Here is a 25,028-nt window from a genome sequence, read left to right as displayed (position 1 = left end):
AGAAGAAGTTCATGACTAAAAAAATTGGTTTCTTTAAGCGCTTAAAGTCTCTTAGCCTAGAACAAAAGCAACTCTTTGCTATTGCTTTGTGTCAACGTATGTACCCCAACTATGCTCTGTTTTCTGAAGTATGTGAATTTGGTAACCCCCAAGTGCTCAAAACGACTTTAGATTTATTATGGCAAAAACAATACGACAAAAAGTTAAAGTTTAACCTTGAGCTCTATTTAGAGCGATTAGATGAAGTTGTTCCAGAACCAGAAGACTATGATGTATACGGTGTCTACCCTGCAATTGATGCTGTAGTTGCCTTAACATCATTACTCAGTGCGATTCAAAGTAAAATTGAAGACGATATTACCAATATCAGCAAAATTTCATCCAGTACTGTTGCGAGTTACATTGAAGCCACATGCGAACAAGAATTCGAAACCGAAACCGAAATCGAAGATTACGTTTTTGCTCATCCAGCAATGGATGAAGAGCGAGAAGTTCAAGCAATGTTACTTGAAGTCATTGAAACGAATCCATTGAATGCTGAGTTCATCAAAGGACTAAGAGCTGAAATCATTGAAAGTGGCATTTCTAATATTGGCGTAGCTGTATAGTTTTTTCATAAAATACGGTCTATACCCGTGATACTTCAAGATGCACTGCTTCAGCGAGAATTAATTTCCATTTAGGCAAGGCATTTATCTGAAGTAATAGTGGTTCTATTTCAAAGATAAGCAACGAAGCATAAATGGAAATTAAACTCGCACTGCGTGTGACTCTCAGCGAACATTCTTCTTTGTTGTGAAAGTTTGAATTAGGCCCGCTAGTCCTTCACTTTCACGCCTCGAATAATGATGCGCTGAGAGGCACTGAAACGTTGCATCTTGAAGTATCACGGGTATGTAACATGTTACTTAAACCACTGCGCTATAGGCCGTTATTATGAAGTATATTTTCCTCTTTTTATCCCACCTTCTTATTGGAGCCATAGGGTTTGCCATAGGCATATACACTCTCCCCATATTAATTGAGCCAACGGCTCCTACCACAATTGAGGTTCAGCAGGCTTCCAATGGCTCGATATACCAAACTCAATTTGTCAAAAATTTAACTGATAGTGACGCTTTCCATTGGGGAGAAGGACAAGTATCTATTGGAAAAAGTCATATCACTTTCAAAGGTGAACTTGCTCCTGGGCCTGATTATAAACTGTATCTCTCCCACAAATTTGTTGAAACAGAAGCAGAATTTAAAACGCTTAAATCATCTATGGTTCAAGTTGGAGATATTAAGACCTTTAACAATTTTGTGGTCAATGTCCCTAAAAATGTGGATCCAAGTAAATATCAGGCTGTAATCGTATGGTGTGAAACCTTCGGCGAGTTTATTACTGCGGCAAAATATCAATAATTTAACCAAAAAATCGCCAATCACTATTTACTGTATAAAAAATCAGTATATACTGTTCATCAATACAGTACTTTTTTTGATTGGGGGTTAGGATGCTCTGCCAACTAAACATTCAAAACTTTGCCATTGTAAAATTTCTGGAATTAGACTTTCAACATGGAATGACCAGTATTACTGGTGAAACTGGTGCAGGAAAATCCATTGCAATCGATGCGTTAGGGTTATGTTTAGGGGAGCGTGCTGATTCAGGTAGTGTCAGAGGTGGAGCGAATAAAGCCGAATTAAGCGCAAGCTTCAATATCGCAAACCTCCCCCAAGCTCAACAGTGGCTAACAGAGCACGATCTGAACTTAGATGACGAATGTATTTTGCGTCGCACCATTAATCATGATGGTCGCTCTAGAGCTTACATCAATGGTAACCCTGTTCCTCTGTCGCAACTCAAATGTTTAGGTCAGTTGCTTGTTGCTATCCACGGGCAACATGCCCATCACGCCATGCTCAAAAACGAGCACCAACTCACCTTACTTGATGGGTATGCAGACCATCAGCCTTTGATCACCAAAGTCCAAAAGCAGTATCGAAACTTCAAAAATATTCAATCTGAATTAAAACAATTAAAAGCAACACAAGAAGAGCGCAATGCCAGAAAGCAGTTGATTGAATATCAAGTTGAAGAACTCAATGATTTTGATTTAAAAGCAGGCGAGTTTGAGCAAATCGAACAAGAGCATAAATTACAAGCTAACAGTGCCGAATTACAGCAGAACTGTCAGCAGAGTTTATCTCTACTGAGTGAAGATGAAACCAATATTGAATCTATGCTAAATCAAGCCGTTCTGCTTGCTGATGGGCTCGTCGAGCTTGATCCAAAGCTGAAGGCTGTCACTGAAATGCTAAATGAATCACTCATTCAAGTGCAAGAGAGTTGTGGCGAAATTCAACACTATGTAAATGGAATAGAGCAAGATCCTGAATATTTCGCCCAACTTGAAGAGCGACTAACCAAAGCGATGCAGTTAGCACGTAAGCATTTAGTTGCTCCTACTGAGTTACCATTACATCATCAAAAATTAAAACAAGAACTCGCTTCACTATCACAAGCAGAAAACAAACTGGATGATATAGAAGAAGTCTTGCAGCAAGCACGCTCAGAATATCAATCTGCAGCGAAAAAGCTAAGCCAAAGTAGATTACGGTTTGCGAGAGAACTTAATAAATTAGTGACAGCATCCATCCAAGAATTGAATATGCCAAAAGCGAAATTCTGCATTGAAGTCAATCATAACGAACAAGCTATGACTGATTTAGGATCAGACTTAATTGACTTTCAGGTTACCACTAATCCAGGGCAACCGTTACAGTCACTCTCAAAGGTCGCATCTGGCGGCGAGCTATCTCGTATAGGGCTCGGTATTCAAGTGATCACCGCCCAAAAAGTATCAACGCCCACGCTGATTTTCGATGAAGTAGATGTGGGGATTTCAGGCCCAACAGCTGCAGTTGTTGGCCGAATGCTCCGAACACTGGGTGAATCTACACAAGTATTTTGTGTAACTCACCTACCGCAAGTTGCTGGTAATGGTCATCAACAAATGTTCGTCAACAAAAAAGTCGTAAAAGGAGAAACGGAAACTTCAATGGTGCCACTATCTGAATCAAAGAGAATTGAAGAACTCGCAAGATTGCTTGCCAGTGACAAGATTACAGAAAATGCTTTAGCTAATGCTAGAGAACTATTGAAGTCGGCATAACAGAGAGCTTTCGCTACTCTCTGGCCATTTTATTGGGACGAGGAACACCTTCACTCATTAGCTTGATACACAGCCAATAAGTACCCATAGAGGCCGCCTCGCCACCACTCGTCCATAAACAGTTATAAACAAATAGCTTAACGGCAGTGCCCTTAGCTAAAAAAGCAAGTGAACCTGTCCCTAGAACTGCAACTAAATGACCTATTGCAGCGGTAAATAAACCGCCACCAATGCCTATACAGCAACAGAGTGTTCCATTGATCATATTAAACCGGAAATCCCGTTGCTTTATCTGTTCAGCTAAGTCCGTGTAACCAAGCTTTTCACAAAAGCGGCTCAACGTATCTGCAGCAGACTCATCTAGCTGATAAAACCTTGAGCCTTTAGGCGCGAAATAGTGAAATAGCGAACAACCTTCACAATAACTTTTAGAAACTTTAAATTTTCCTAAAAGATGTACGTCTTCTTCACTAAGCTGATCAATTCCTCGGCTACTCCAGCAGCATAAGTCTGAGATTGAAGTCGTAGAAAGGGGGGATTAGCAGACATTAAGAGCACCATAAATTCACTATGATGCAACTTTAATGATTTTATAACTTAAAATCATTACTTCTTAATGAAGTTTTATTCAGATAGTCCAGAGGTAATAAGTTAGACAAAAATATAAATTAATTGAAGACAAGCCAGAGCAAATATCCCTGCAACAACATCATCGATCATAATGCCAAAGCCACCAGAAACTTTAGAATCCAGCCATTTAATTGGCCATGGTTTTATAATGTCAAAAAAACGAAATAGACCAAAGCCTATTAATAACCACATCCACCCTGCTGGTGCCGCTATCATAGTTATCAATAATCCTGCCACTTCATCCCACACGATTGCCCCGTGATCATGAACCCCCATATCTTTTGAGGCTTTATCGCAAATGTAGATACCGACGACAGAAACGACCAAGGTTACTAATAGATATACCGGTAAGGAAAATTGACTTAAGAGTAAATAAAGTGGGATAGCCGCTAGAGTACCAAAGGTCCCAGGCGCTTTAGCCGCTAGACCAGAGCCAAAACCCAAAGCTAAGAAGTGAACGGGATTCGCTAAACTTAGCTTTTTAACATTTGTATCTTGAGTAAAAAGTGCCATTAAAAGTGTTTGAACCCTTGCTTAACTGGATGATAATTCAATTTGCCTTGTTTGAATGTGAGTTCAGTTCCGGAAGTGATCTGTCCAACCTTAGTAAACGGAACGCCAGTTTGCTTTAACGATGTAATTAATGAGCTTTCATTGGCATCAGAAACGGTAAACAGTAACTCATAATCTTCACCACCTGAAATGGCGTATTCAATCGCATGTTCTTTACCTACAGAGTCCACTAATGCTTCGGACAATGGTAAAGCATCAACATCAATTCTAGCGCCTGTACACGAAGCTTTATTAATATGCTTTAAATCAGAGCCTAGGCCATCCGATAAATCTATAGCAGAGCTAGCAATACCTCGAATGGCTTGCCCAGCGAGTACTCTTGGCGTTGGACGATAGTGGCGTTTTACCAAATAGTCTTTATGTGATTGATTTTCAATTTGCTGCTTATCCAGCAAAATATCCAAACCTAACGCTGAATCCCCTATCGTACCGGTAACATATATCCAGTCACCGATTTTGGCTCCACTTCTTGTCATTGCCATTTGTGTGGGAACTAACCCATTTACAGTCAGTGTTAAACTCTTTGAACCATGGGTTGTATCGCCACCTACGAGTGCAATGCCGTAATACTCAGAAATCTCATAAAGACCTTTACAGTATCCTTCAAGCCATGTTTCATCGATTTCAGGTAAAGTGAGTGCAAGCGTCATCCAAGCAGGCTCTGCCCCCATAGCGGCAAGATCGGATAAGTTCACGGCTAATGATTTATAGCCTAAGTCTTCAGCAGGCATACTCGGTAAAAAGTGGGTACCTTCAACCAAAGTGTCACATGAAATAGCGATACTGTTACCCTCTGCAGGGTTAACTAGCGCGCAATCATCACCAATTCCAACAGCAACATCCTTACGCTTAGGTCCTAGTTCTGCAAAATATTTTTCGATTATTTGAAACTCTTTCAAAGCCACTTCCGTTTATTTTGAAAATAAAAAGCATAGACAAAAAAAACGGTATCGTATGATACCGTTTTAATTTATTTTTGGCTGGCAGCCAGTTTGTCTAGTACACCGTTAACAAACTTATGACTATCATCAGCACCGAAGGCTTTAGCCAACTCAATACCCTCGTTAATCGCGACTTTGAAAGGTACGCTTTTTTGATAAGTCAGCTCATAAGCACCTAAGCGAACAATCGCTTTCTCTACTGGAGAGACATCTTCAACTTTGCGATCTAAAAACGGGGCAAAAAGCTCATCTAAAGCGGCTGCTTTTGTCGCCACTCCTGAGAGCAACTCTCTGAAATAGCTAACATCTACACCTTTAACTTCTTGTTCAGTTAAAAATTGATGCTCTACATCGGCAATGTTATTACCGCTTAACTGCCAAGAATAAATGGCTTGAACCGCAAGACGACGTGCTTTGCGGCGTTCAGAAGGCTTCATGGGATTTCCTATTACAATTGTTGCTCTTGGATATTCTCAATTAATGTAAGTGGCATTAATCCAGAAGGTTTTCCAAATCATCTAAAACATTAACCATTTCCAGCAATCCTAAAGCAGCTTCACCGCCTTTGTTGCCTGCTTTGGTTCCTGAGCGTTCAATTGCCTGCTCGATAGTATCTGTTGTGATAACACCAAATGAAACTGGCGTATCAAACTCTAAAGATACTTGAGCTAATCCCTTATTACATTCACCTGCAACAAAATCAAAATGCGGAGTACCACCTCGAATAACAGCACCTAATGCAATGATACCATCGAATTTTCCACTGGCAGCAACTCGGCGTGCAGCGAGTGGTAACTCATATGCACCTGGCACACGAACTACGGTGATGTTGTCATCACTGACATTACCAAAGCGCTTAAGGGTGTCGATAGCACCATCTAACAAGCTTTCCACTACAAAGCTGTTAAAACGTGATACTACGATTGCCACCTTGGCATCTTTAGCTTCAATCTTACCTTCAACTAGGTTCATTATATTACCTTTGACGTATTCGACGGGCTGAAAATTGGCGCAATGATACCATAACTCCAGCCCGAGTTTTTAATTTATTCTGATACATACTCAGTGACTTCTAAACCGAAGCCTGAGAGAGAATGATAGCGCTTAGGTGAGCTTAATAAACGCATTGTACTGACGCCAAGTTGAGACAGTATTTGCGAACCGACACCGACTCGACGAGAAGTACCTTCCCACTTAGCGGCAGGCGGTAACTCACCTTTATCCTCAGCTTCAAAGGCTTTGACCTTTTCAAGTAAATCTTGGCTCGACTCTTGGTTTCCTAACAGAATAAGAACACCATCTTCTTCCGCAATACGCTCCATAGCTTTATCTAAAGGCCAGCTGCGAGTTTGATTACGCTCAGAGAACAGAAGATCATTAAAGGTATTTTGCAAATGAACACGCACCAATGTGTTATCTGTGATTTCACCTTTAACCAGTGCAAAATGCGGTTGATTATCAATGGTGTCACGGAAGGTTACCATTTTGAACTCGCCAAAACGCGTTGGTAATTTACACTCAGATTCGCGTACAACTGTGGTTTCTTTGGTGTTACGGTATTCAATCAAATCCGCAATGGTACCGATTTTAATGTCGTGCTTTTGGCTGAAGGCTTCAAGCTCAGGACGACGAGCCATAGTGCCATCTTCATTTAGAATTTCGACAATCACGCCTGAAGGTTCAAGCCCAGCTAAACGTGCTAAATCACATCCAGCTTCTGTATGGCCCGCACGTACTAATACGCCACCTTCTTGTGCCATCAATGGGAAAATATGGCCGGGTTGTACTAAGTCAGACGCTTTTGCATCTTTTGCCACAGCAGCTTGAACCGTTACCGCACGATCATGCGCAGAAATACCTGTTGTTACACCACGAGCAGCTTCAATAGAAACTGTAAAGTTTGTTGCAAATTGAGCATTATTATTGCTCACCATCAATGGCAGATTAAGCTGTTCACAACGCTTTCTGGTCATGGTTTGGCAGATCAAGCCACGACCATAAGTCGCCATGAAGTTAATGGCTTCAGGAGTCACGAGCTCAGCAGCCATGATCAGGTCGCCCTCGTTCTCTCTATCTTCATCGTCCATTAAGATAACCATTTTACCTAAGCGGATATCTTCAATGATTTCTTCTATGCTGTGTAACGCCATGTTCAGACCTTTACTTCATTAGATATTTGGAAGAATTAACGCATAAACCCAGCTTTAGCTAGAGTTTCTAATGTCAATCCAGATTCAGATTTTGTTTCTGAAGGTGCTTGCATCAATCGCTCTAAGTACCGAGCAATCTGATCCACCTCAATATTCACTTTATCGCCAGCTTGTAAATCAATGAGTGTTGTTTCATCGGCAGTATGAGGCACTATGGTTAATCGAAATGTTGCGCCTTTTACTTCATTCACGGTCAAGCTAACACCATCAATAGTGATTGAACCTTTATGGGCTATGTATCTCGCCAGTTCAGTTGACGCTTGTAACCAAAACTCTATGGCTTGCCCACGGTTTTCACGCTTAACAACATTGGCTGTACCGTCAACGTGACCTGAAACCATGTGTCCACCAAGTCGAGTCGTCGGGGTTACCGCTTTCTCCAAGTTAAGCTTTTCGCCAACTTGATAACGATTGAACCCCGTTAAAGCAACAGTTTCAGCTGAAACATCAGCAACGTAACCATCCGCATTAAGGGATACCACAGTTAAACAAACGCCATTGGTTGCAATACTATCGCCTAACTTAACATCAGAAAGATCAAGCTTGCCACTTGATACCGTTAACCTGATATCGTCACTGTTACGATCTATATGTTTGATGTGGCCTACGGCCTCGATAATTCCGGTGAACATAGTTCTCACTACTATTTTCAAGCCCTTGTTTACATAAACAAAAGGCTTTGTGATTAATTTAGTTCGGTTAATTCAATTTGAAGCGCATTCGAGTATCTTGCCCGAGTTGCCCACTTTCCAGCAAAGTGAACGTGGGCAAGTCTGACATCTTTTGATAGTCGGGCAACTGCAACATATTTCTGCCACAACTGCCTAGAATTTTGGGCGCTTGATATAAGTAAAGCTCGTCGGCCAATTGCTCATTAACAAAACTCCCAACAAGCGTCGCTCCAGCTTCAATCATGATTGAGTTACAACTTTGAGCGAGAAAATCCATTAATGCATCTAAACAAACTCGCCCATTATTTTCAGGCATGAGCTGACATTGAACATGGTTTGGCAGTTTGTCTTTGAATTTTTGCGGATATTCTTGTGTTGAAATCAATACTACAGGTGAGTCAATTTGTAAGAGTTTAGCTGTAAACGGCATTCTACAATGTGAATCAAGTACCACTCTTAATGGTTGCTTGATATCCTCTTGCTCTAACTCATGAGTTAATGAACCAAGTTCTTCATAACGAACATTAAGACTGCAATCATCGTCAAGTACAGTGTTAATCCCAGTAACCACCGCACAGTGTCGTAAACGCATTCGTTGAACATCTTGGCGAGCTTCTGTTCCTGTGATCCATTTGGAGATGCCGTTAGATAATGCCGTCTTGCCATCCAAACTTGCCGCAATCTTTAACGTCACGTAAGGTCGGCTGGTCTCCATTTTGGTCATAAAACCTAAATTGAGACTACGAGACTGCTCAGCATACAAACCTGACTCTACTTCAATACCCGCATCTTTTAAGAGCTTAATGCCTCGACCAGACACTTGGGGGTTTGGATCATCCGCGGCGATCACAACTCTTGCTACTTTTGCTTCAACTAAAGCTAAGGCACAAGGGCCCGTTCGCCCGTAGTGACTACAAGGCTCTAGTGTAACGTACGCTGTCGCCCCTTGAGTTTGGCCTTGTGCTTGATTTAGTGCATGGACCTCAGCGTGAGGCTCACCAGCTCGTTGATGAAAGCCTTCACCAACGACGTGTTCACCTTGGGTGATAACGCAGCCAACATTAGGATTAGGGCGAGTGGTATATTTGCCTTTAGCAGCGAGCTGCAAGGCTCTGGTCATCATTTTTCTATCAAAAGTCGACCACATGGTATGGAGTTCCGGTGAATAGATCAGGATTACTTTTGTAATTTAGCGATAGCTTCGCCAAATTCAGACACATCTTCAAACGCTCGATATACAGATGCAAAGCGAATATAGGCGACTTTATCTAAAGTCATCAATTGCTCCATCATTAGGTTGCCAATCATTTGAGATTTTATTTCGCGTTCACCTGTTGCGCGCAAAGTCGATTTTATTTTAGCTAAGGCTTGCTCAATTTGCTCAACTGAAACAGGACGTTTTTCAGCGGCAATGGTCATCCCTCTGCGAAGCTTTTCTTCATCAAAAGGCTGGCGACTTCCGTCACTTTTGATGACCTTAGGCATTACAAGCTCAGCACCTTCAAAGGTGGTAAAACGCTCATGGCAACAGGTACATTCACGGCGACGCCTAACTTGATGTCCTTCTGAGACTAAGCGAGAGTCAATCACTTTCGTATCTGTTTTATTACAAAATGGACAATGCATTGTGCCCCCTGTGTTGCCATGACCCAAAAAAAGTGGCCGAAAGAGTTCTCTTTCGGCCACAAGATTCTATCTTATTTCAAGTGCTTCTGCTACTTATGCTTTTTATTTGTAGACTGGGAAGCGACCGCAAAGCTCAAGGACTTGTTGCTTAACTCGATTAATCACATCTTCGTTATGTGCGTCATCTAAAACATCACAAATCCAGTGAGTTAATGTTTGAGCTTCTGCTTCTTTAAATCCACGACGAGTAATTGCCGGTGTACCAATTCGAATACCCGAAGTTACAAATGGCGAGCGAGGATCATTCGGCACTGAGTTTTTATTAACAGTGATGTTAGCACTACCTAACGCGGCATCAGCCTCTTTACCCGTTAGCTCACGCCCAATCAAGTCAACTAACATTAGGTGATTTTCAGTTCCGCCAGAAACGATTTTGTAACCGCGCTCTAGGAATACTTCAACCATAGCTTTAGCATTTTTAACCACTTGCTGTTGGTAAGTTTTAAACTCTGGTAATAGTGCTTCTTTAAATGCTACTGCTTTACCCGCAATGACATGCATCAACGGGCCACCTTGACCACCAGGGAATACGGCAGAGTTTAACTTCTTGTGTAAATCTTCGTCTTGCTCCGCAGACAAGATAATTCCACCACGAGGACCAGCTAAAGTTTTATGAGTTGTAGACGTTACAACGTGCGCGTGAGGTAATGGATCTGGGTAAACACCTGCAGCAATCAAACCTGCAACGTGCGCCATATCAACAAATAAGTAAGCTCCTATTTTATCTGCGATTTCACGTAATTTAGCCCAGTCGACAATGCCTGAGTAAGCTGAAAAACCACCAATGATCATTTTTGGTTTGTGCTCTACGGCTAATTGCTCAAGCTCTTGATAATCAATCTTACCTGATTCGTCAATACCATAAGGCACAATGTCATATAGCTTGCCAGAAAAGTTAACCGGTGAACCGTGAGTTAAGTGACCACCATGTGCTAGGTTCATGCCCAACACTTTGTCTCCAGGTTGCAATAGCGTCATGTATACCGCTGAGTTAGCTTGAGAACCCGAGTGTGGTTGCACGTTTGCGTAAACGGCACCAAAAAGCTCTTTAACACGCTCGATAGCAAGAGTTTCTACAACATCAACATGTTCACAGCCACCATAATAACGCTTACTCGGATAACCCTCTGCGTACTTATTCGTTAGCACAGAACCTTGAGCTTCCATTACTCGTGCACTGGTGTAGTTTTCCGAAGCAATGAGTTCAATGTGTTCTTCTTGACGCACTTTTTCTTTTTGCATCGCTTGAGCCAATTCTGGGTCAAAATCAGCGATAGTCATGTTATGTTGCTGCATTATTTTCTCCGAAAAAAATAACGTAAGTGTGGGTGTAGTTTAATTATTTGGTTGCTAGCTTTAACTCATTCGCAACTTGTATAGTTTGCGCCGCATTTTACTCTTTCGTGTAACATAATCCCAGTAAATTAAACCGTTTTTTCACACTGTTTTGTTTTTAGAACATTCCCTTGGCATTCAATGCATTTTTGATATCGGCGCATAGCTATATTATGAAAATACCGACCAAAACTCTTTTTGGATCACCGCAAAAGACGTTTCATCAAAAGCGGCCTGTTGCAGAGCCTTTAATACCGTTTGAGTATCGTAGGGACTACACATACTGTCATAATAGGTCAGCCAAATATTTTTCAGTGTTTCTTGTTCGCCATTAGAACGCTTAAAAATGGTTTTGATTGAAACTGAAGGCAGCTGGAGATGCTCAGCAAAAAGTCGCAAATCAAACAGTGACTGGCAAGTTTGAGCCACAGACATAAATCGAGTTATATCTTTAGGGTTCAAAGATCTGTGAGATTTGCCTATCGGAGAATTGATCTGATTAATTTTTTGCTCTGCAAGCGAATCTGAGGATGACTCGTCTTGTTTACTGGAGCTAGGATTATCGTCAGAGGTTAAAGTAACACCAACTTTAGTAGTCATTTCATCATCCTCGTCTTGCGTTTTTAATAACGCATAAAAGTCTCTGTTTAAGTTTTCATAGGATTACAATACAATTTAATTCACTTTACTCTTATTTTAGAAATAACCAATGGCACAATTCGTATATAGCATGTTGCGTGTGGGCAAGGTTGTTCCACCCAAAAAGCAAATCCTTAAAGACATTTCATTAAGCTTTTATCCGGGCGCCAAAATCGGTGTTCTTGGTTTAAACGGCGCAGGTAAATCAACGTTACTTCGTATCATGGCGGGTATTGATACCGAGATTGAAGGTGAAGCTCGCCCGATGCCGGGACTTAAGATTGGTTACCTTCCTCAAGAACCTAAGCTTGATGAAAGCAAAACGGTTCGAGAAACCATTGAAGAAGCAGTAGCTGAAGCGAAAAATGCCCTAACTCGTCTTGATGAAGTGTATGCCGCTTATGCCGAGCCAGATGCTGACTTTGATGCGTTAGCCAAAGAACAAGGTGAACTTGAAGCGATTATTCAATCTCAAGATGCTCATAACCTTGATGTCATTTTAGACCGCGCGGCAAACGCCCTTCGTCTACCTGATTGGGACGAAAAAATTGAAGTGCTATCAGGTGGTGAGCGTCGTCGTGTCGCGATTTGCCGACTGCTGCTTGAAAAACCAGAAATGTTGCTTCTTGATGAGCCAACCAACCACTTGGATGCAGAATCTGTTGCATGGCTTGAAAACTTCCTTCACGAATATTCAGGTACTGTTGTGGCGATTACCCATGACCGTTATTTCCTTGATAATGCTGCGGGTTGGATTTTGGAACTTGACCGTGGTGAAGGCATCCCATGGGAAGGTAACTATACCTCATGGCTTGAACAAAAAGATGTACGTTTGAAGCAAGAATCTGCGGCAGAAAGTGCTCGCCAGAAAACCATTGCTAAAGAATTAGAGTGGGTTCGCCAAGGTTCTAAAGGTCGTCAGTCTAAAGGTAAGGCGCGTATGGCTCGCTTTGAAGAACTGAACACCAACGATTACCAAAAGCGTAATGAGACCAACGAGCTATTTATTCCACCGGGTCCACGCTTAGGTGACAAGGTCATTGAAGTCAATAACCTTACTAAGTCATATGGCGATCGAGTTCTTATCGACGATCTATCATTTACCGTACCTAAAGGCGCAATCGTCGGTATTATTGGTGCAAACGGTGCGGGTAAATCCACCCTATTCCGTATGCTTTCAGGCTCGGAACAACCCGATAGCGGTAGCATCGAACTGGGTGATACAGTACAACTTGCTTCAGTTGAGCAGTTCCGTGATTCAATGAATGATAAAAACACCATCTGGGAAGAAATTTCTGGCGGTCAAGACATCATTCGAATCAACAATATGGAAATCCCAAGCCGTGCTTATGTGGGCCGCTTTAACTTTAAAGGTGGCGATCAGCAGAAAATCATTGGCAGCTTATCTGGTGGTGAGCGTAACCGTGTTCATTTAGCTAAACTACTTCAAGCTGGCGGTAACGTTCTTCTTCTCGATGAACCAACGAACGATCTTGACGTTGAAACTCTGCGTGCTCTAGAAGAAGCTATTGTTGAATTCCCTGGTTGTGCCATGGTGATTTCGCATGACCGTTGGTTCCTCGATAGAATTTGTACACACATCCTCGATTACCGTGATGAAGGTCAAGTGAACTTCTACGAAGGTAACTACACCGAATACTCTGCATGGTTAAAAGAGCATTTGGGTACTGATGTGATTGAACCACACAGATTGAAATACAAGCGTATTAGCAAGTAATTCAGATATATCGACGGAGGCCATGGGGCCTCTGTTTTTTTAAGGCATATATGAATATTGTCGTCAGCGATATTTGGGGCATAACCCCCTATCTTCACAAGCTAGTATCTGAAGTTGAAGCAGAAGCAATCATCCACGATCCTTATGATGGTCAGTTAATGAGCTTTAAAAATGAGCATCAGGCATACTCCTACTTTATGGAATACTCTGGGATAGATTCGTACACGAGATCGCTTACTAAATTATTAAATGAATTAAGGACTCCTGTTAACTTGATTGGATTCAGTGCCGGAGCATCTGTCATTTGGAATATTGCGGGTAGTATTAATCAAGATAAAATTCAAACTGCAATGTGTTTCTACGGTGGACAAATTAGGCATGCTCTATGTGTAACTCCTAAGTTTAAAACAGTTCATATCATGCCAAGAGAAGAACTACATTTTGATTTACCAACTGTTTTAGATATGCTCGAAACTAAACCGAATACTGAAATAGTTAGAACTGAATATCTTCACGGATTTATGAATCAATGCTCAGCTAACTATTCACTCAACGGTTATCAAGAGTATGTAGCGTTTATTAAGGAGCACTTGTGAAAAAAATCGCTGTATTTGTCGATGTTCAAAATATTTATTACACCACTAAAGAAGCTTACGGTCGCCAATTTGACTATCGTAAATTTTGGTCTCAACTTAGTAAACAAGGTGATATAACCATAGCAAACGCCTATGCCATTGCGCGAAATGATGACGGTCAAATTAAGTTTCAAGATGCTTTAAGGCATATCGGATTTGATGTAAAACTTAAGCCATTTATTCAGCGTACAGATGGCTCAGCGAAAGGCGACTGGGATGTGGGTATAACCCTAGACGTGTATGAAGCTGCGAAAAACGTTGATAAAGTTGTTTTACTCTCAGACGATGGGGACTTTAGCCTGTTACTGGATAGAGTCAAAACTGTTTTCGGTACTCAATCCACTGTATATGGTGTGCCAAGTTTGACTGCTAAGTCTCTTATCGACTCTGCAAACCATTTTATAACTATTGATAATGAACTATTAAAGTAACCTATAAGATAAAACTCTTTTAACTAACTCTCCCCCCTATCTTGCGCTTATCATAAGACGACTCTCTGTTATTTCCACTTCAGAGACTAAAACCCAATATCTGCATGGAGAAATCTATGAAAAAGCCAGCTTTATTAGGTTGTAGCCTAGCTTTATTTTTCTTATGTCATTATGCAAACGCACAAATAAACACAAATTCTTTTCAAGCATTATCTGATCATAAAGCAACGGGAGTATCCGTTTTGCTTGCTCAGTGTCAAGTTTTGAAAACAAGAGGAAGCGTTGATACTAACTCCGATTTTCCACTCTATCGTTTGTATTACTCTATAAACAACGGCGCTCGAGTAGTTTCAGATGACCAAGATAACAAATACATCGGACTTAGCTTCACAAGCCATATGTACGACAATGATTTAAACGAAATCCTCACAACAAATTCGATTTCAATTGGCCCTAAAGGTTCGTTTATGGTCATTGATATAAAATACAATGGAGATCAACAAACAACTCTTTATCATTGTGATAATAAGAGTGTTATTCCAAACTGAAACTATCTAATCTTCTCTTGCGACGGTAAACTTAAGCTATATTTGTTTACCGTTTTTAAACTTATGCGCAATCTAAGCCAAACGTTTCACTTTCCCATCCAAATTTATTACGAAGACACTGATTTTTCAGGAGTGGTATACCATCCAAATTTTTTAAAGTATTTTGAAAGAGCTAGAGAGCATGTCATTGGTGCGAAAAGATTAAAGCAGCTATGGGAACAAGAGCAACTTGGCTTTGCCGTTTATAAGAGTGAAATGACATGCCAAGAAGGCGTTGAGTTTAGTGATATTATTGATGTAAGGACTCAATTTTATATTGAAAGTCAGTATCGTACCGTTTGGCATCAAGAGATTTATCGTCCTAATGCCACTAAGCCTGCCGTTATTGCAAAAATCGAAATGGTTTGCATGAATACCAATAGGCAGTTAGCAGCTATACCAAATACATTGATGGCCGAGTTAACTCAGCAATTCTAGTTTTGCTGAGTTCATCCCATTGCAATTCTAATTCAAAAGGCTTTAGAGGTTCAGAATAAAATTTACCTTGGATTTTATTAACTCCCATTCTTAAGAGTAACTCTCGAACCTTTTTGGTTTCAACGCCCTCCACCGTGACATCTAAGCCTAACTTTTTAGGTAAGCTAATACTGGTTTCAAGGATAAATAGAGAAGCTTTATCATTAAAAATACCTTCCAAGAACGAGCGATCTACTTTCACTTCATCTATCGGAAGTTTTTTTAAATACGCCAATGAAGAGTGACCTGTTCCAAAATCATCAATGGCAATAGAAATCCCTAAATCACGTAATAAGTGCAAAGTTTGAGTCGCTTTTAATGTATCTTCCATCAGGCTGCTTTCTGTTAACTCTATGCTTAAGCAATCGCCTGGAAGGTTGTGCTTCTCTAGACCTCTTTTGATGTCTCTCACCAAATTATCACAGCATAAATCAGAGGATGATAAGTTAACCCCAACTTGAGTATAAAGCCCAGAACTGCGCCATAATACCTGCTGAGCCAATACCTTATCTAACACCCATTGACTGATTATATCGATCATCCCAGCTCGCTCAGCCAATGGAATAAACTCTGATGGTGAAATAAGCCCGATTTCGTTGTGGTTCCATCGAATCAATGCTTCAACTTGGGAAAATCCACTACAAGGTAATGACTCTTTTGGTTGATATACAACGTACATTTCATCTTTTTTTAAGGCTTTAGGAATAGCAGCAATAATGGCCAATTCTCGGTCTTGAATCCTGTCATCCCCCGCTTGATAACTTGAAAAAAGTAACGGGTTGGTTACGGACTTTTTTAGAGCAAGATCTAAGCGCTTTAGCATGGTACTAACATCAGAATGATGTTCTTTTAACCCTAACACCGCCATTTTTAGCTTTACGCTGATGGGAGTATTATTGATGATTAAAGGAGCCTGCAATTGCTGCTGTAATTCAAGTAATTCTTCTGTTGGCAGATGATGCTCAAAATATAAAAAGAATTCAGCCCCGCTCATTCTCGCCATCAACTTAGGCCGTTGAGGCATGTTTTTTAATCTATCTGTGAATCGCTTTAATAATTGATCACCCAATGAAAACCCAAACATATTGTTAACGAATCGAAAGCGATGGATATCCAGAAGAACAAAAAATCCTGATTTTACTGGCATTAACATGGCTAAACGGCTTTTAAGCCCAATCCGATTCATCAAGCCAGTAAGTTTGTCTAAACCTGTAGGTGGAGGGATTACTTTAAGAAAGTTTGCTATCGAAGAATACAGAATGGTGTAACGTAGTGGAACATCGTACATTTTTAATGGTGCACGATGCTCAATCTGGTGAGCGATTTTGCTTGACAGCTGGCTAATGAATTCATCTTCATGATGAGATTCTCTGATCTTTTTAAACAGTATCCAGCTAATCATAACTAAAGCTATCGCAAGAGTTATGGCTATCCCTAAAATTAACACGCGTATGTCCTTTTGTAGCTGATTATTATTTTTAACTACTGCGCAATATTTATTCACTAAAATATGGATCGAAACCCCTGAATTGACAAGTCGTTTTCTAAGAATTTTCTATTTATTTCTAGTACATATTTTTTAAGCGCATTGATACAAATCAAAAACCGAGTAATTTTGTCGGATTAATTTGCATACTAATGGCTGGATTAAGTAAAATACGCTCCCCCGCGAGTGGCGGTGTTGTTACTGGAAAATTTGAGAGTATTTATGTTTACACCTGAGCTATTGTCTCCTGCAGGCACCCTTAAAAATATGCGTTACGCTTTTGCCTATGGCGCAGATGCTGTATATGCCGGCCAGCCTCGTTATAGCTTGCGAGTTCGCAACAACGACTTTAAGCTAGAAAATCTAAAAACAGGCATAGATGAAGCTCATGAATTAGGCAAAAAGCTTTATGTAGTAAGTAACATTGCCCCGCACAATGCCAAATTAAAAACATACATTCGTGACATGGAACCAGTGGTTTCAATGAAACCAGATGCATTGATCATGTCTGATCCTGGTCTTATCATGATGGTTCGCGAGGCTTTTCCAGATCAAGAAGTTCACCTATCAGTTCAAGCGAACGCAATTAACTGGGCTTCAGTGAAGTTTTGGGAACAACAAGGTATCAAACGTGTGATCTTGTCTCGTGAACTTTCACTTGATGAAATCGAAGAAATCCGCCAACGTTGCCCAGATATCGAATTAGAAGTATTCGTTCATGGCGCTCTATGTATGGCTTATTCAGGTCGCTGCTTACTTTCTGGTTACATCAATAAACGTGATCCAAACCAAGGCACTTGCACTAACGCTTGTCGTTGGAAGTACGATGCCCATGAAGCTAAAGAAGATGAAAGTGGTGATGTAGTCGCGGTTAACCCTAACGATAATGGCGTTCAGATTGAAAAGCCAACTTTAGGTGAAGGCTCAGCTACCGATAATATTTATCTGCTTCAAGAAGCCAATCGTCCTGGTGAATACATGCCTGCCTTTGAAGATGAGCATGGCACCTACATCATGAATTCAAAAGATTTACGTGCAATTCAACACGTTGAACGCTTGACCAAAATTGGGGTCGATTCTTTAAAAATCGAAGGCCGTACTAAGTCTTTCTACTACGTTGCTCGTACTGCTCAGTTATATAAGCAAGCCATTGCTGATGCCGTAGCGGGTAAAGAGTTCAACCCGAATTTGATGCGTCAATTGGAAGGCTTGGCTCACCGTGGATATACCGAAGGATTTTTACGTCGTCACGTGCATGATGAATATCAAAATTACGATTACGGGTATTCGGTAAGTGACACTCAGCAATTCTGTGGTGAACTTACTGGTGTTCGTAACGCTGCTGGTTTAGCTGAAATCGATGTAAAAAACAAATTTATGGTTGGCGACAGCGTTGAGCTAATGACGCCACAAGGTAACATGAACCTGAAAATTGAAGGCTTAGAAAACCGTAAAGGTGAAGCAGTAGAGGCAGGGTTAGGCAACGGTCATATCGTATATCTTGATGTTCCTAAAGAAGTGGATCTAGATAAAGGCATATTGCTACGAAACTTGCAAAGTGGGCAAGATACTCGTAACCCACAAGCTGAAAAAACCGCAACGGTTTAAATTCCAATAACGGAAAAATCTAAGGCACTCATCCGAGTGCCTTTTTTATGAAAAAGTGTTAACCAAAAGCACATGTATAGGTAATCATTGTCGAATTACTACTTGGTATAGTGCCTTAAATGAACCACTATATAGGCAGTAAAATGTCATACCTAAAACGTGTGTTTCCCCTATTGCTATTATTTTCATACTCTGCATTTTCATATTCTGTCTTAGCATCAGATCAGACTCAGGATATGTTCACCAAACATATGCATTTCGATAGTAACTTTGCTCCAATCCCGCCTAAAAATGGTTTGGAACTTTGCAAAGCTACGGACAGTGCCAGTTATAGAACCTGCATGCCTATATTCGTATTTAATGCACAAGATAGTTTAGAAGCACACATCGTATTTGGTGTCCACGCGGGTAAAATCACTCTTAGAAACAACACTGGCACTCTATTTTTCTCGCGACACTTTTTCATTCCAGAATTTGCAAAAGTAGTAAATCCCATTACTCACAAAGTGCTTTTTTGGGGCTTTCTCCACAACAAGCAAGGGATTATTTGTAATGATGTTCAGTGCAGACGATGGAAGTGATAAAAGAGAAACTTAGTTCAAGTTCATGGGTCGCTCATTCATCCATTCTCATTTCTATGGCTATTTTCAATAAACTCAAAAAGGTATCAACATGAGAAAGTCAGCACTATTTATAAGCCTAACCCTATACAGCCTTAATTCATTTTCTGCGGTAAATACACTGGCTATACACAACTTAGCTAATAATTATTCCTTACATAACATCACATCGACTACAGGTGCTGAAGCCTGTAATAACGAACAAAAATCAGATCCCATTATCAAAACCTGTACCCCCATAAAGAATACGAGTAATGACACTCTTACTATCACTTGGACAGTAACGGCTCCAGTGCCAGACCATATGACAATGGACATTACTCCACAATCTGAAAAAATATTCGGCAATGATAAAGTAGTAGAAGAAGTATCTGCCGTTGTTCTCAATAAAATGACAAACAAGCAGGTATTTACTGGTCAAATCAAAAACTGGGTAGGATTAATTTGTGATACCAGCCATTGCTCAGACTGGCAATAAATACGATTAGATTTCACTTACAGCTTGCAACGATACATGTGTGTTATCAATTGTGTTACGCATAGCCGACTTTTATAGTAAAATGCCGCTTTTCAAGGTAATCAATAGTCACCACGCTTGCTTGGTACATATTCTCTGAAACCCTTGCTGTAACTGAATTTATTGTAGGAATATCAACAACGTGGCATTACTAATTAATGACAAGTGTATCAACTGTGATATGTGTGAGCCTGAGTGCCCTAACGAGGCTATCACATTTGGGGAAGAGATCTACGAAATAGATCCAGACCTTTGCACAGAGTGTGTAGGCCATTACGATAAACCAACCTGTATTTCTGTCTGTCCTATTGATTGTATTGATCCCGATCCGAATAAAGAAGAGTCTCAAGACGAGCTTTTGGTTAAATATGGGATTTTGACTGGAAAAATCAAGCTGGATTGATAAGGCAACAATTAGCAGCCAGTTGTTACTATTGTGACTTTAGGAGTATCTGTTGCTGTTGCATTGGCATATTGAACAAAACAATGCGTATGTTGAGGTGCTGTAGTACTGCCTCCCTGGGAACCATTACCTGTCAATTCACCAAAAGTAATATTATAAGCAGGTCTTCCTGGAAAAAAAGCAGAAGTAGCTCCATTACTCACTAATTCATTTTTTGTATTATCATTTGTCCGTCCCCATCCCTTAATATCCATATCTATCCATTGCTTAATTCCATTAGCATTTGCATAAGGATATTGAAAGCGGAACAAAACCCCCTGACCTATTCCATCAATATCAATTCTTGGATTCCCCTCTTTTGGTACATTCAGCATTACGGCTTTAGTGTGAGCTAAATTTACAGCCGCCTTTAAGGATGCAGCAATCTCATGCAGTTTCGCAATCCTTGCGTCTTTCTTAAAATCCATGAACTTAGGCAAAGCAACAACGCCTATGATCCCTAAAATCACAATAACCATTACCAACTCTATTAGAGTGAATCCTTTTTCTGATCGGTTAACCGCAACTTTTAAGTCAAACATCATTCTTAATCCATTTTAGAAAATGCAAAGCCATTAGCTAGTTAGTTGGAATGATATAGAATATTTACTCCACACCAAAGTAAAAAAGAAAAAATTCTCAATTTGTGATTTTAAAACAGCCCCATGAAATAGCGTGATAACGCGTCAATATTTTATAAAAAAACAGACATAGCTTACACAAACTTCATCATTATTTTTAAGCATTTAGAATGTTTGATCTAAATCACAGCGCAGTCATTTTGACCTTGTTAACTTATTAGTCGAAAGCAGAGGTAATCCCCTTTAATTTTCGTTGAGAACTAAATGGAATTGCATTTAAACATTAAATTTAAACTTTATAAAAGGAACGCATTATGGCTGCTAAATTTTTTATTCCTTCAGTCAATGTATTAGGTCAAGGCGCTGTAGATGACGCCATTGGTGATATCAAAACTTTAGGCTTCAAACGTGCACTTATTGTTAGCGACAAGCCATTAGTTGAAATCGGCATTGCAGGCGGCTTAGTTGCTAAACTTGCCGATGTTAGTATTGAGTCTTTCATTTTTGATGGCACTCAACCTAACCCAACCGTTGGTAATGTTGAAGCAGGTCTAAAAATCCTAAAAGAAAATGACTGTGACTTTGTTATTTCTTTAGGCGGTGGTTCTCCACACGATTGTGCTAAAGGTATTGCTTTAGTTGCAACTAATGGTGGCAGCATTAAAGACTACGAAGGCGTTGATGTTTCTGCTCAACCACAACTGCCTCTAGTTGCAATCAACACTACTGCTGGTACTGCAAGTGAGATGACTCGTTTCTGCATCATTACTGATGAAGACCGTCATATTAAAATGGCAATCGTTGATAAGAACACTACACCTATCTTATCTGTAAACGATCCTGAGCTAATGATCAAAAAACCAAAAGCGCTAACTGCAGCGACTGGTATGGACGCATTAACTCACGCTATTGAAGCTTACGTTTCTATCGCGGCTAACCCAATTACTGATGCATGTGCAATCAAAGCGATTGAGCTTATCAGAGACAACTTAGAAAATGCGGTTAAAGATGGTCAAAACATCAATGCTCGTGAGCAAATGGCTTACGCTCAGTTCTTAGCTGGTATGGCGTTTAACAACGCAAGCTTAGGTTATGTTCATGCAATGGCTCACCAACTTGGTGGTTTCTATGACCTTCCACACGGTGTATGTAATGCGTTACTTTTACCACACGTACAAGAGTACAACGCACAAGTGGTTCCAGCTCGTTTAAAAGATGTAGCCATTGCAATGGGTGTTGATGTAGCTGAAATGAGTGACGAGCAAGGTGCGGCTGCTGGTATTGAAGCAATTAAAGCACTTTCTGCACGCATTGATATTCCAGCGTCTTTAACTGAGTTAGGTGTTAATGAGGAAGATATTCCGACTTTGGCTGACAATGCGTTAAAAGATGCTTGTGGTTTCACTAACCCTAAACAAGCGACTCACGAAGAAATCTGCCAAATCTTCAAAAACGCACTTTAATAAAATCGAACAATATTTATCTAAAGGTCGCTACGGCGACCTTTTTTATTGCCTTTCAGTACTAGAAACTGTGACATTACAACAAGATTGAACACTTACTCAGCAATCAAACATTCTTTTATTAAAAAGAGCTTGCGAGGTTGAACACTCCGCTATATGATTACGCCCGCTTCGACAGACAGCCTACCCAAAGGTAGATGCGACCTGAATAAAGTAAGCCCGAATAGCTCAGTTGGTAGAGCAGAGGATTGAAAATCCTCGTGTCCCTGGTTCGATTCCGGGTTCGGGCACCATATTTAATTTTGAAGAATGTGCCGGCATAGCTCAGTTGGTAGAGCAACTGACTTGTAATCAGTAGGTCCCGAGTTCGACTCTTGGTGTCGGCACCATTTCTCTCCTTATTTAAAGGAGAACAGATAGACAATTTGTTTATCTCATTGCCCGAATAGCTCAGTTGGTAGAGCAGAGGATTGAAAATCCTCGTGTCCCTGGTTCGATTCCGGGTTCGGGCACCATTTTCATTTTATTCCCTATTTTAAAAATTAATCATTCTTAACTTACTTATTTCCTATAGCCTTGTAGTATCTATACGTTACTAAAAGATACATGCAGTAGGAGCGTAGAATGAACACATTATCTAAAGCCCTGTGCTTAACCTTTTCTATTTTTACTATTCCATTTGTCTCAGCCAGTTCAACACTTCCTTTACAGCAATCTATTTCGCCATTCTATAAGATCAATGCCCCCACAAAAGTAAATGCTAATAACTTTTCAACGCCAGATTTGCCTAAGACTGGATACGGGTTATGCCAAGTCGCCCATCTTTCATCGGATTGTTATGTGATAAAAAATGCGTCAACAAATACGATTGAGCTTGTGTGGGAAAATCATACACCTTTAACTTTGCCACCAGAAAGCCAAAACGGAATGGTTGTGTTGAGTGATCCCCATCTAGTACAAAAACATGCAACACACATAGTGGTGACTAACACTCAATCAAAAGCAGAAATTTATAACGGTGATATAAAGGATATGGTGGGGTTAAGCTGTAGCGAAACGACTTGTAAAGATTGGAATTAACACTAACGGCAGCAATCAAAGGTGAATCCCTTTAATTGCTGCTTATAAAAACTAATGTAATTTTAGCTTTGGTCTTTGCCAGCGAAGTAATTTTTGAGCCATCCGATAAATAAGGGCTGAGAAGTAGCCAAATAAACTCGAAAGGTGACGCTGATATAGAGACATATACATTAAGCGTGCAACATGACCTTCTACAAAAAACTGCCCAGACCTTAGATTACCCATTAAATTACCAACCGCAGAAAAGCGGCTTAATGAAACTAATGAGCCATAGTCTTTATATTCAAATGCTTTTTCAGCACGACGACCACTAAGCTTACCTACAAAATTTTTATAGAGTTGATGTGCCATCTGATCAGCAGCCTGCGCTCGAGGTGGAGCAAATTTTCCTTCCTCGAGTTCAAGTTCAACACAGTCCCCAATGGCATAGACATTCTCTATACCTTTTACTCGCATGAACTCATCAACTTGAATTTGATTACGCTTTGTTATTGGTAATTGGGTGAAATTTTTACACACTTCAGGCCCCTGAACACCAGCCGCCCATACTTTGATATCGGACGGGATCAGATTACCATCATGAGTGATGAAGCCCTCTTTGGTCACCTCTTTGACGTGAACACCTATGTGGAGTTTTACGCCAATTCGATCCAAAAGGGATTGTGCTCTGGCACTAATTCTCTCAGGTAGTTGAGGCAAAATTTTAGGGGATGCTTCAATTAGATGAACATCTAAGTGGCCATCAGATACATTTTGATAGCCGAATTCGTTGACCGTATCAATGACATGAAATAATTCGGCAGCAAGTTCAACACCTGTTGCTCCAGCACCCACAATACCAATTCCGAGTTTTTTGTCCTCCGATTCACTTAATTGCAATAATGCATCAAGTAATTTCTGATGAAACAATTCAGCGTTATGTAGATTGTCAAGCAAAATACAGTTATCTAGTGCTCCAGGAGTCCCGAAGGTATTAGATACACTGCCTAAAGCAAAAACCAAGTAATCATAAGAAACTTCTCGTTCAGCTAATAACAGTTCTCCGTCCTCAGCAAAAACAGGAGCGAGTTGCAGTTTATTAGCGTCAACATCACAACCAGTCACCTCACCTCGCATAAATCGATAACCATTCTTCAGCCCATGATCTCGATATAGCAAACCATCCAGTGAGCGATCGACTGCGCCGACCGCAACTTCATGTAACTTGGGTTTCCATATATGAATAGGGCTCTTATCAATTAAGCAGATGTCGAGCTTTTTTCGTACACCTAATTTTCGCCCTAACTTTGATGCCAACGCTAAACCACCAGCACCACCACCAACAATCACCATTCGTTTCACAGTCATATTTGCCTCTTATGGTAAATTGGTCTGACCTACCTTTGAGATTGGTTTAATTTATCAAAAAACAACGGATAGTGTAAGGATAATAGAAGAAAGAAAGATGAGTATTTTTTTACCCTTCCGATTAATATAAATTAATTTGTCTATAAGGGTTTCCTCCTTTATTTTACAGGAAA

Annotated in this window: 28 protein-coding genes and 3 tRNA genes; 17 read left to right on the top strand and 14 right to left on the bottom strand. The window is 40.4% G+C overall.

All coding sequences use genetic code 11. From position 1 onward, the window contains the following. The first annotated feature begins 11 nt into the window (after positions 1-11). The 3 genes from E2H97_RS04805 to recN all read left to right on the top strand — a co-directional run bounded on the left by E2H97_RS04805 (position 12) and on the right by recN (position 3,158). A complete protein-coding gene (locus E2H97_RS04805) occupies positions 12-608 on the top strand; it encodes a YjaG family protein (protein WP_133406085.1) in 597 nt (198 codons plus the stop codon). Between the two features lie 328 nt (positions 609-936). Continuing rightward, positions 937-1,404: a DM13 domain-containing protein gene (locus E2H97_RS04800; RefSeq protein ID WP_133406084.1), complete on the top strand. Its 468-nt coding sequence runs from the start codon at positions 937-939 to the stop codon at positions 1,402-1,404. Positions 1,405-1,496: 92 nt separating this feature from the next. Next, positions 1,497-3,158 (top strand): DNA repair protein RecN, encoded by a 1,662-nt coding sequence (recN, locus tag E2H97_RS04795; protein WP_133406083.1) that lies wholly within the window; start codon positions 1,497-1,499, stop codon positions 3,156-3,158. Between the two features lie 13 nt (positions 3,159-3,171). Here recN and E2H97_RS04790 read toward each other — a convergent pair whose 3' ends face one another. From E2H97_RS04790 to E2H97_RS04740, 11 genes are all read right to left on the bottom strand, one after another. Next, positions 3,172-3,423 carry a hypothetical protein gene (locus E2H97_RS04790; protein ID WP_170308249.1) on the bottom strand — a complete coding sequence of 84 codons (252 nt, stop codon included), beginning with the start codon at positions 3,421-3,423 and terminating at the stop codon, positions 3,172-3,174. Positions 3,424-3,809: 386 nt separating this feature from the next. After that, entirely contained in the window at positions 3,810-4,301 is a 492-nt protein-coding gene (locus E2H97_RS04785) for a phosphatidylglycerophosphatase A family protein (RefSeq protein ID WP_133406081.1), read from the bottom strand. Further along, positions 4,301-5,260, bottom strand: coding sequence for a thiamine-phosphate kinase (thiL, locus tag E2H97_RS04780; protein WP_133406080.1), 960 nt, complete (start codon positions 5,258-5,260; stop codon positions 4,301-4,303). The genes E2H97_RS04785 and thiL overlap by 1 nt, the downstream gene beginning before the upstream one ends. Positions 5,261-5,331: 71 nt before the next feature. Beyond that, positions 5,332-5,739 carry a transcription antitermination factor NusB gene (gene nusB, locus E2H97_RS04775; protein ID WP_133406079.1) on the bottom strand — a complete coding sequence of 136 codons (408 nt, stop codon included), beginning with the start codon at positions 5,737-5,739 and terminating at the stop codon, positions 5,332-5,334. A 55-nt stretch (positions 5,740-5,794) separates the two neighbouring features. After that, positions 5,795-6,274 (bottom strand): 6,7-dimethyl-8-ribityllumazine synthase, encoded by a 480-nt coding sequence (gene ribH, locus E2H97_RS04770; RefSeq protein ID WP_133406078.1) that lies wholly within the window; start codon positions 6,272-6,274, stop codon positions 5,795-5,797. A 74-nt stretch (positions 6,275-6,348) separates the two neighbouring features. Beyond that, positions 6,349-7,452: a bifunctional 3,4-dihydroxy-2-butanone-4-phosphate synthase/GTP cyclohydrolase II gene (gene ribBA / locus E2H97_RS04765; RefSeq protein ID WP_133406077.1), complete on the bottom strand. Its 1,104-nt coding sequence runs from the start codon at positions 7,450-7,452 to the stop codon at positions 6,349-6,351. A gap of 35 nt (positions 7,453-7,487) precedes the next feature. After that, positions 7,488-8,144: a riboflavin synthase gene (locus E2H97_RS04760; RefSeq protein ID WP_133406076.1), complete on the bottom strand. Its 657-nt coding sequence runs from the start codon at positions 8,142-8,144 to the stop codon at positions 7,488-7,490. A 67-nt stretch (positions 8,145-8,211) separates the two neighbouring features. Next, positions 8,212-9,330 (bottom strand): bifunctional diaminohydroxyphosphoribosylaminopyrimidine deaminase/5-amino-6-(5-phosphoribosylamino)uracil reductase RibD, encoded by a 1,119-nt coding sequence (gene ribD, locus E2H97_RS04755; RefSeq protein ID WP_133406075.1) that lies wholly within the window; start codon positions 9,328-9,330, stop codon positions 8,212-8,214. Between the two features lie 29 nt (positions 9,331-9,359). Next, positions 9,360-9,809, bottom strand: a complete 450-nt coding sequence (nrdR, locus tag E2H97_RS04750; RefSeq protein WP_133406074.1) for a transcriptional regulator NrdR — start codon at positions 9,807-9,809, stop codon at positions 9,360-9,362. Between the two features lie 102 nt (positions 9,810-9,911). Beyond that, the gene (gene glyA / locus E2H97_RS04745) at positions 9,912-11,165 is read right to left on the bottom strand and encodes a serine hydroxymethyltransferase (protein ID WP_133406073.1); all 1,254 of its coding nucleotides are present in this window, start codon (positions 11,163-11,165) and stop codon (positions 9,912-9,914) included. A 210-nt stretch (positions 11,166-11,375) separates the two neighbouring features. Beyond that, positions 11,376-11,804, bottom strand: a complete 429-nt coding sequence (locus tag E2H97_RS04740) for a hypothetical protein (RefSeq protein ID WP_133406072.1) — start codon at positions 11,802-11,804, stop codon at positions 11,376-11,378. A gap of 109 nt (positions 11,805-11,913) precedes the next feature. On the opposite strand from E2H97_RS04740, the gene ettA reads away from it, so the two are divergent. The 5 genes from ettA (at position 11,914) to E2H97_RS04715 (ending at position 15,672) form a co-directional block, all read left to right on the top strand. Further along, the gene (ettA, locus tag E2H97_RS04735) at positions 11,914-13,581 is read left to right on the top strand and encodes an energy-dependent translational throttle protein EttA (protein ID WP_133406071.1); all 1,668 of its coding nucleotides are present in this window, start codon (positions 11,914-11,916) and stop codon (positions 13,579-13,581) included. A gap of 50 nt (positions 13,582-13,631) precedes the next feature. Then, positions 13,632-14,177: a dienelactone hydrolase family protein gene (locus E2H97_RS04730; protein ID WP_133406070.1), complete on the top strand. Its 546-nt coding sequence runs from the start codon at positions 13,632-13,634 to the stop codon at positions 14,175-14,177. Continuing rightward, positions 14,174-14,647 carry an NYN domain-containing protein gene (locus E2H97_RS04725; RefSeq protein WP_133406069.1) on the top strand — a complete coding sequence of 158 codons (474 nt, stop codon included), beginning with the start codon at positions 14,174-14,176 and terminating at the stop codon, positions 14,645-14,647. The genes E2H97_RS04730 and E2H97_RS04725 overlap by 4 nt, the downstream gene beginning before the upstream one ends. A 116-nt stretch (positions 14,648-14,763) precedes the next feature. Then, positions 14,764-15,195 carry a hypothetical protein gene (locus E2H97_RS04720; protein WP_133406068.1) on the top strand — a complete coding sequence of 144 codons (432 nt, stop codon included), beginning with the start codon at positions 14,764-14,766 and terminating at the stop codon, positions 15,193-15,195. Positions 15,196-15,258: 63 nt separating this feature from the next. Continuing rightward, positions 15,259-15,672, top strand: a complete 414-nt coding sequence (locus E2H97_RS04715; RefSeq protein WP_133406067.1) for a thioesterase family protein — start codon at positions 15,259-15,261, stop codon at positions 15,670-15,672. Here E2H97_RS04715 and E2H97_RS04710 read toward each other — a convergent pair. Further along, positions 15,629-17,113 (bottom strand): putative bifunctional diguanylate cyclase/phosphodiesterase, encoded by a 1,485-nt coding sequence (locus E2H97_RS04710; RefSeq protein ID WP_133406066.1) that lies wholly within the window; start codon positions 17,111-17,113, stop codon positions 15,629-15,631. The two genes, E2H97_RS04715 and E2H97_RS04710, sit on opposite strands and share 44 nt — an antisense overlap. 306 nt (positions 17,114-17,419) lie before the next feature. On the opposite strand from E2H97_RS04710, the gene trhP reads away from it, so the two are divergent. From trhP to E2H97_RS04690, 4 genes are all read left to right on the top strand, one after another. Then, positions 17,420-18,805 (top strand): prephenate-dependent tRNA uridine(34) hydroxylase TrhP, encoded by a 1,386-nt coding sequence (gene trhP, locus E2H97_RS04705; RefSeq protein ID WP_133406065.1) that lies wholly within the window; start codon positions 17,420-17,422, stop codon positions 18,803-18,805. 143 nt (positions 18,806-18,948) lie between these two features. Next, positions 18,949-19,386: a hypothetical protein gene (locus E2H97_RS04700; RefSeq protein ID WP_170308248.1), complete on the top strand. Its 438-nt coding sequence runs from the start codon at positions 18,949-18,951 to the stop codon at positions 19,384-19,386. Between the two features lie 91 nt (positions 19,387-19,477). Then, positions 19,478-19,903, top strand: coding sequence for a hypothetical protein (locus tag E2H97_RS04695; protein ID WP_133406063.1), 426 nt, complete (start codon positions 19,478-19,480; stop codon positions 19,901-19,903). A gap of 181 nt (positions 19,904-20,084) precedes the next feature. Then, on the top strand, positions 20,085-20,345 hold the full coding sequence (locus tag E2H97_RS04690; RefSeq protein ID WP_133406062.1) for a YfhL family 4Fe-4S dicluster ferredoxin: 261 nt from the start codon (positions 20,085-20,087) through the stop codon (positions 20,343-20,345). An 11-nt stretch (positions 20,346-20,356) separates the two neighbouring features. Here E2H97_RS04690 and E2H97_RS04685 read toward each other — a convergent pair whose 3' ends face one another. Further along, positions 20,357-20,929 carry a pilus assembly FimT family protein gene (locus tag E2H97_RS04685; RefSeq protein ID WP_133406061.1) on the bottom strand — a complete coding sequence of 191 codons (573 nt, stop codon included), beginning with the start codon at positions 20,927-20,929 and terminating at the stop codon, positions 20,357-20,359. Positions 20,930-21,279: 350 nt separating this feature from the next. On the opposite strand from E2H97_RS04685, the gene yiaY reads away from it, so the two are divergent. The 5 genes from yiaY to E2H97_RS04660 all read left to right on the top strand — a co-directional run bounded on the left by yiaY (position 21,280) and on the right by E2H97_RS04660 (position 23,508). Then, positions 21,280-22,428, top strand: coding sequence for an L-threonine dehydrogenase (yiaY, locus tag E2H97_RS04680; protein WP_133406060.1), 1,149 nt, complete (start codon positions 21,280-21,282; stop codon positions 22,426-22,428). A gap of 217 nt (positions 22,429-22,645) precedes the next feature. After that, positions 22,646-22,721 (top strand) — tRNA-Phe (locus E2H97_RS04675). Positions 22,722-22,741: 20 nt separating this feature from the next. Further along, positions 22,742-22,817: transfer RNA gene (locus E2H97_RS04670), tRNA-Thr, on the top strand. Between the two features lie 50 nt (positions 22,818-22,867). Next, positions 22,868-22,943, top strand: a tRNA-Phe gene (locus E2H97_RS04665). Positions 22,944-23,052: 109 nt separating this feature from the next. Further along, positions 23,053-23,508, top strand: coding sequence for a hypothetical protein (locus tag E2H97_RS04660; RefSeq protein ID WP_133406059.1), 456 nt, complete (start codon positions 23,053-23,055; stop codon positions 23,506-23,508). A gap of 51 nt (positions 23,509-23,559) precedes the next feature. Here E2H97_RS04660 and E2H97_RS04655 read toward each other — a convergent pair whose 3' ends face one another. Then, complete coding sequence (locus E2H97_RS04655; protein WP_133406058.1) at positions 23,560-24,855, bottom strand: NAD(P)/FAD-dependent oxidoreductase; 1,296 nt, start codon at positions 24,853-24,855, stop codon at positions 23,560-23,562. Positions 24,856-25,028: the final 173 nt, after the last annotated feature.

It is taken from the genome of Parashewanella tropica (assembly GCF_004358445.1).
In the GTDB taxonomy this organism is placed as follows: domain Bacteria; phylum Pseudomonadota; class Gammaproteobacteria; order Enterobacterales; family Shewanellaceae; genus Parashewanella; species Parashewanella tropica.
The sequence above is the reverse complement of the archived record's forward strand: the minus strand, read 5'-3'. Positions and strand labels throughout refer to the sequence as shown.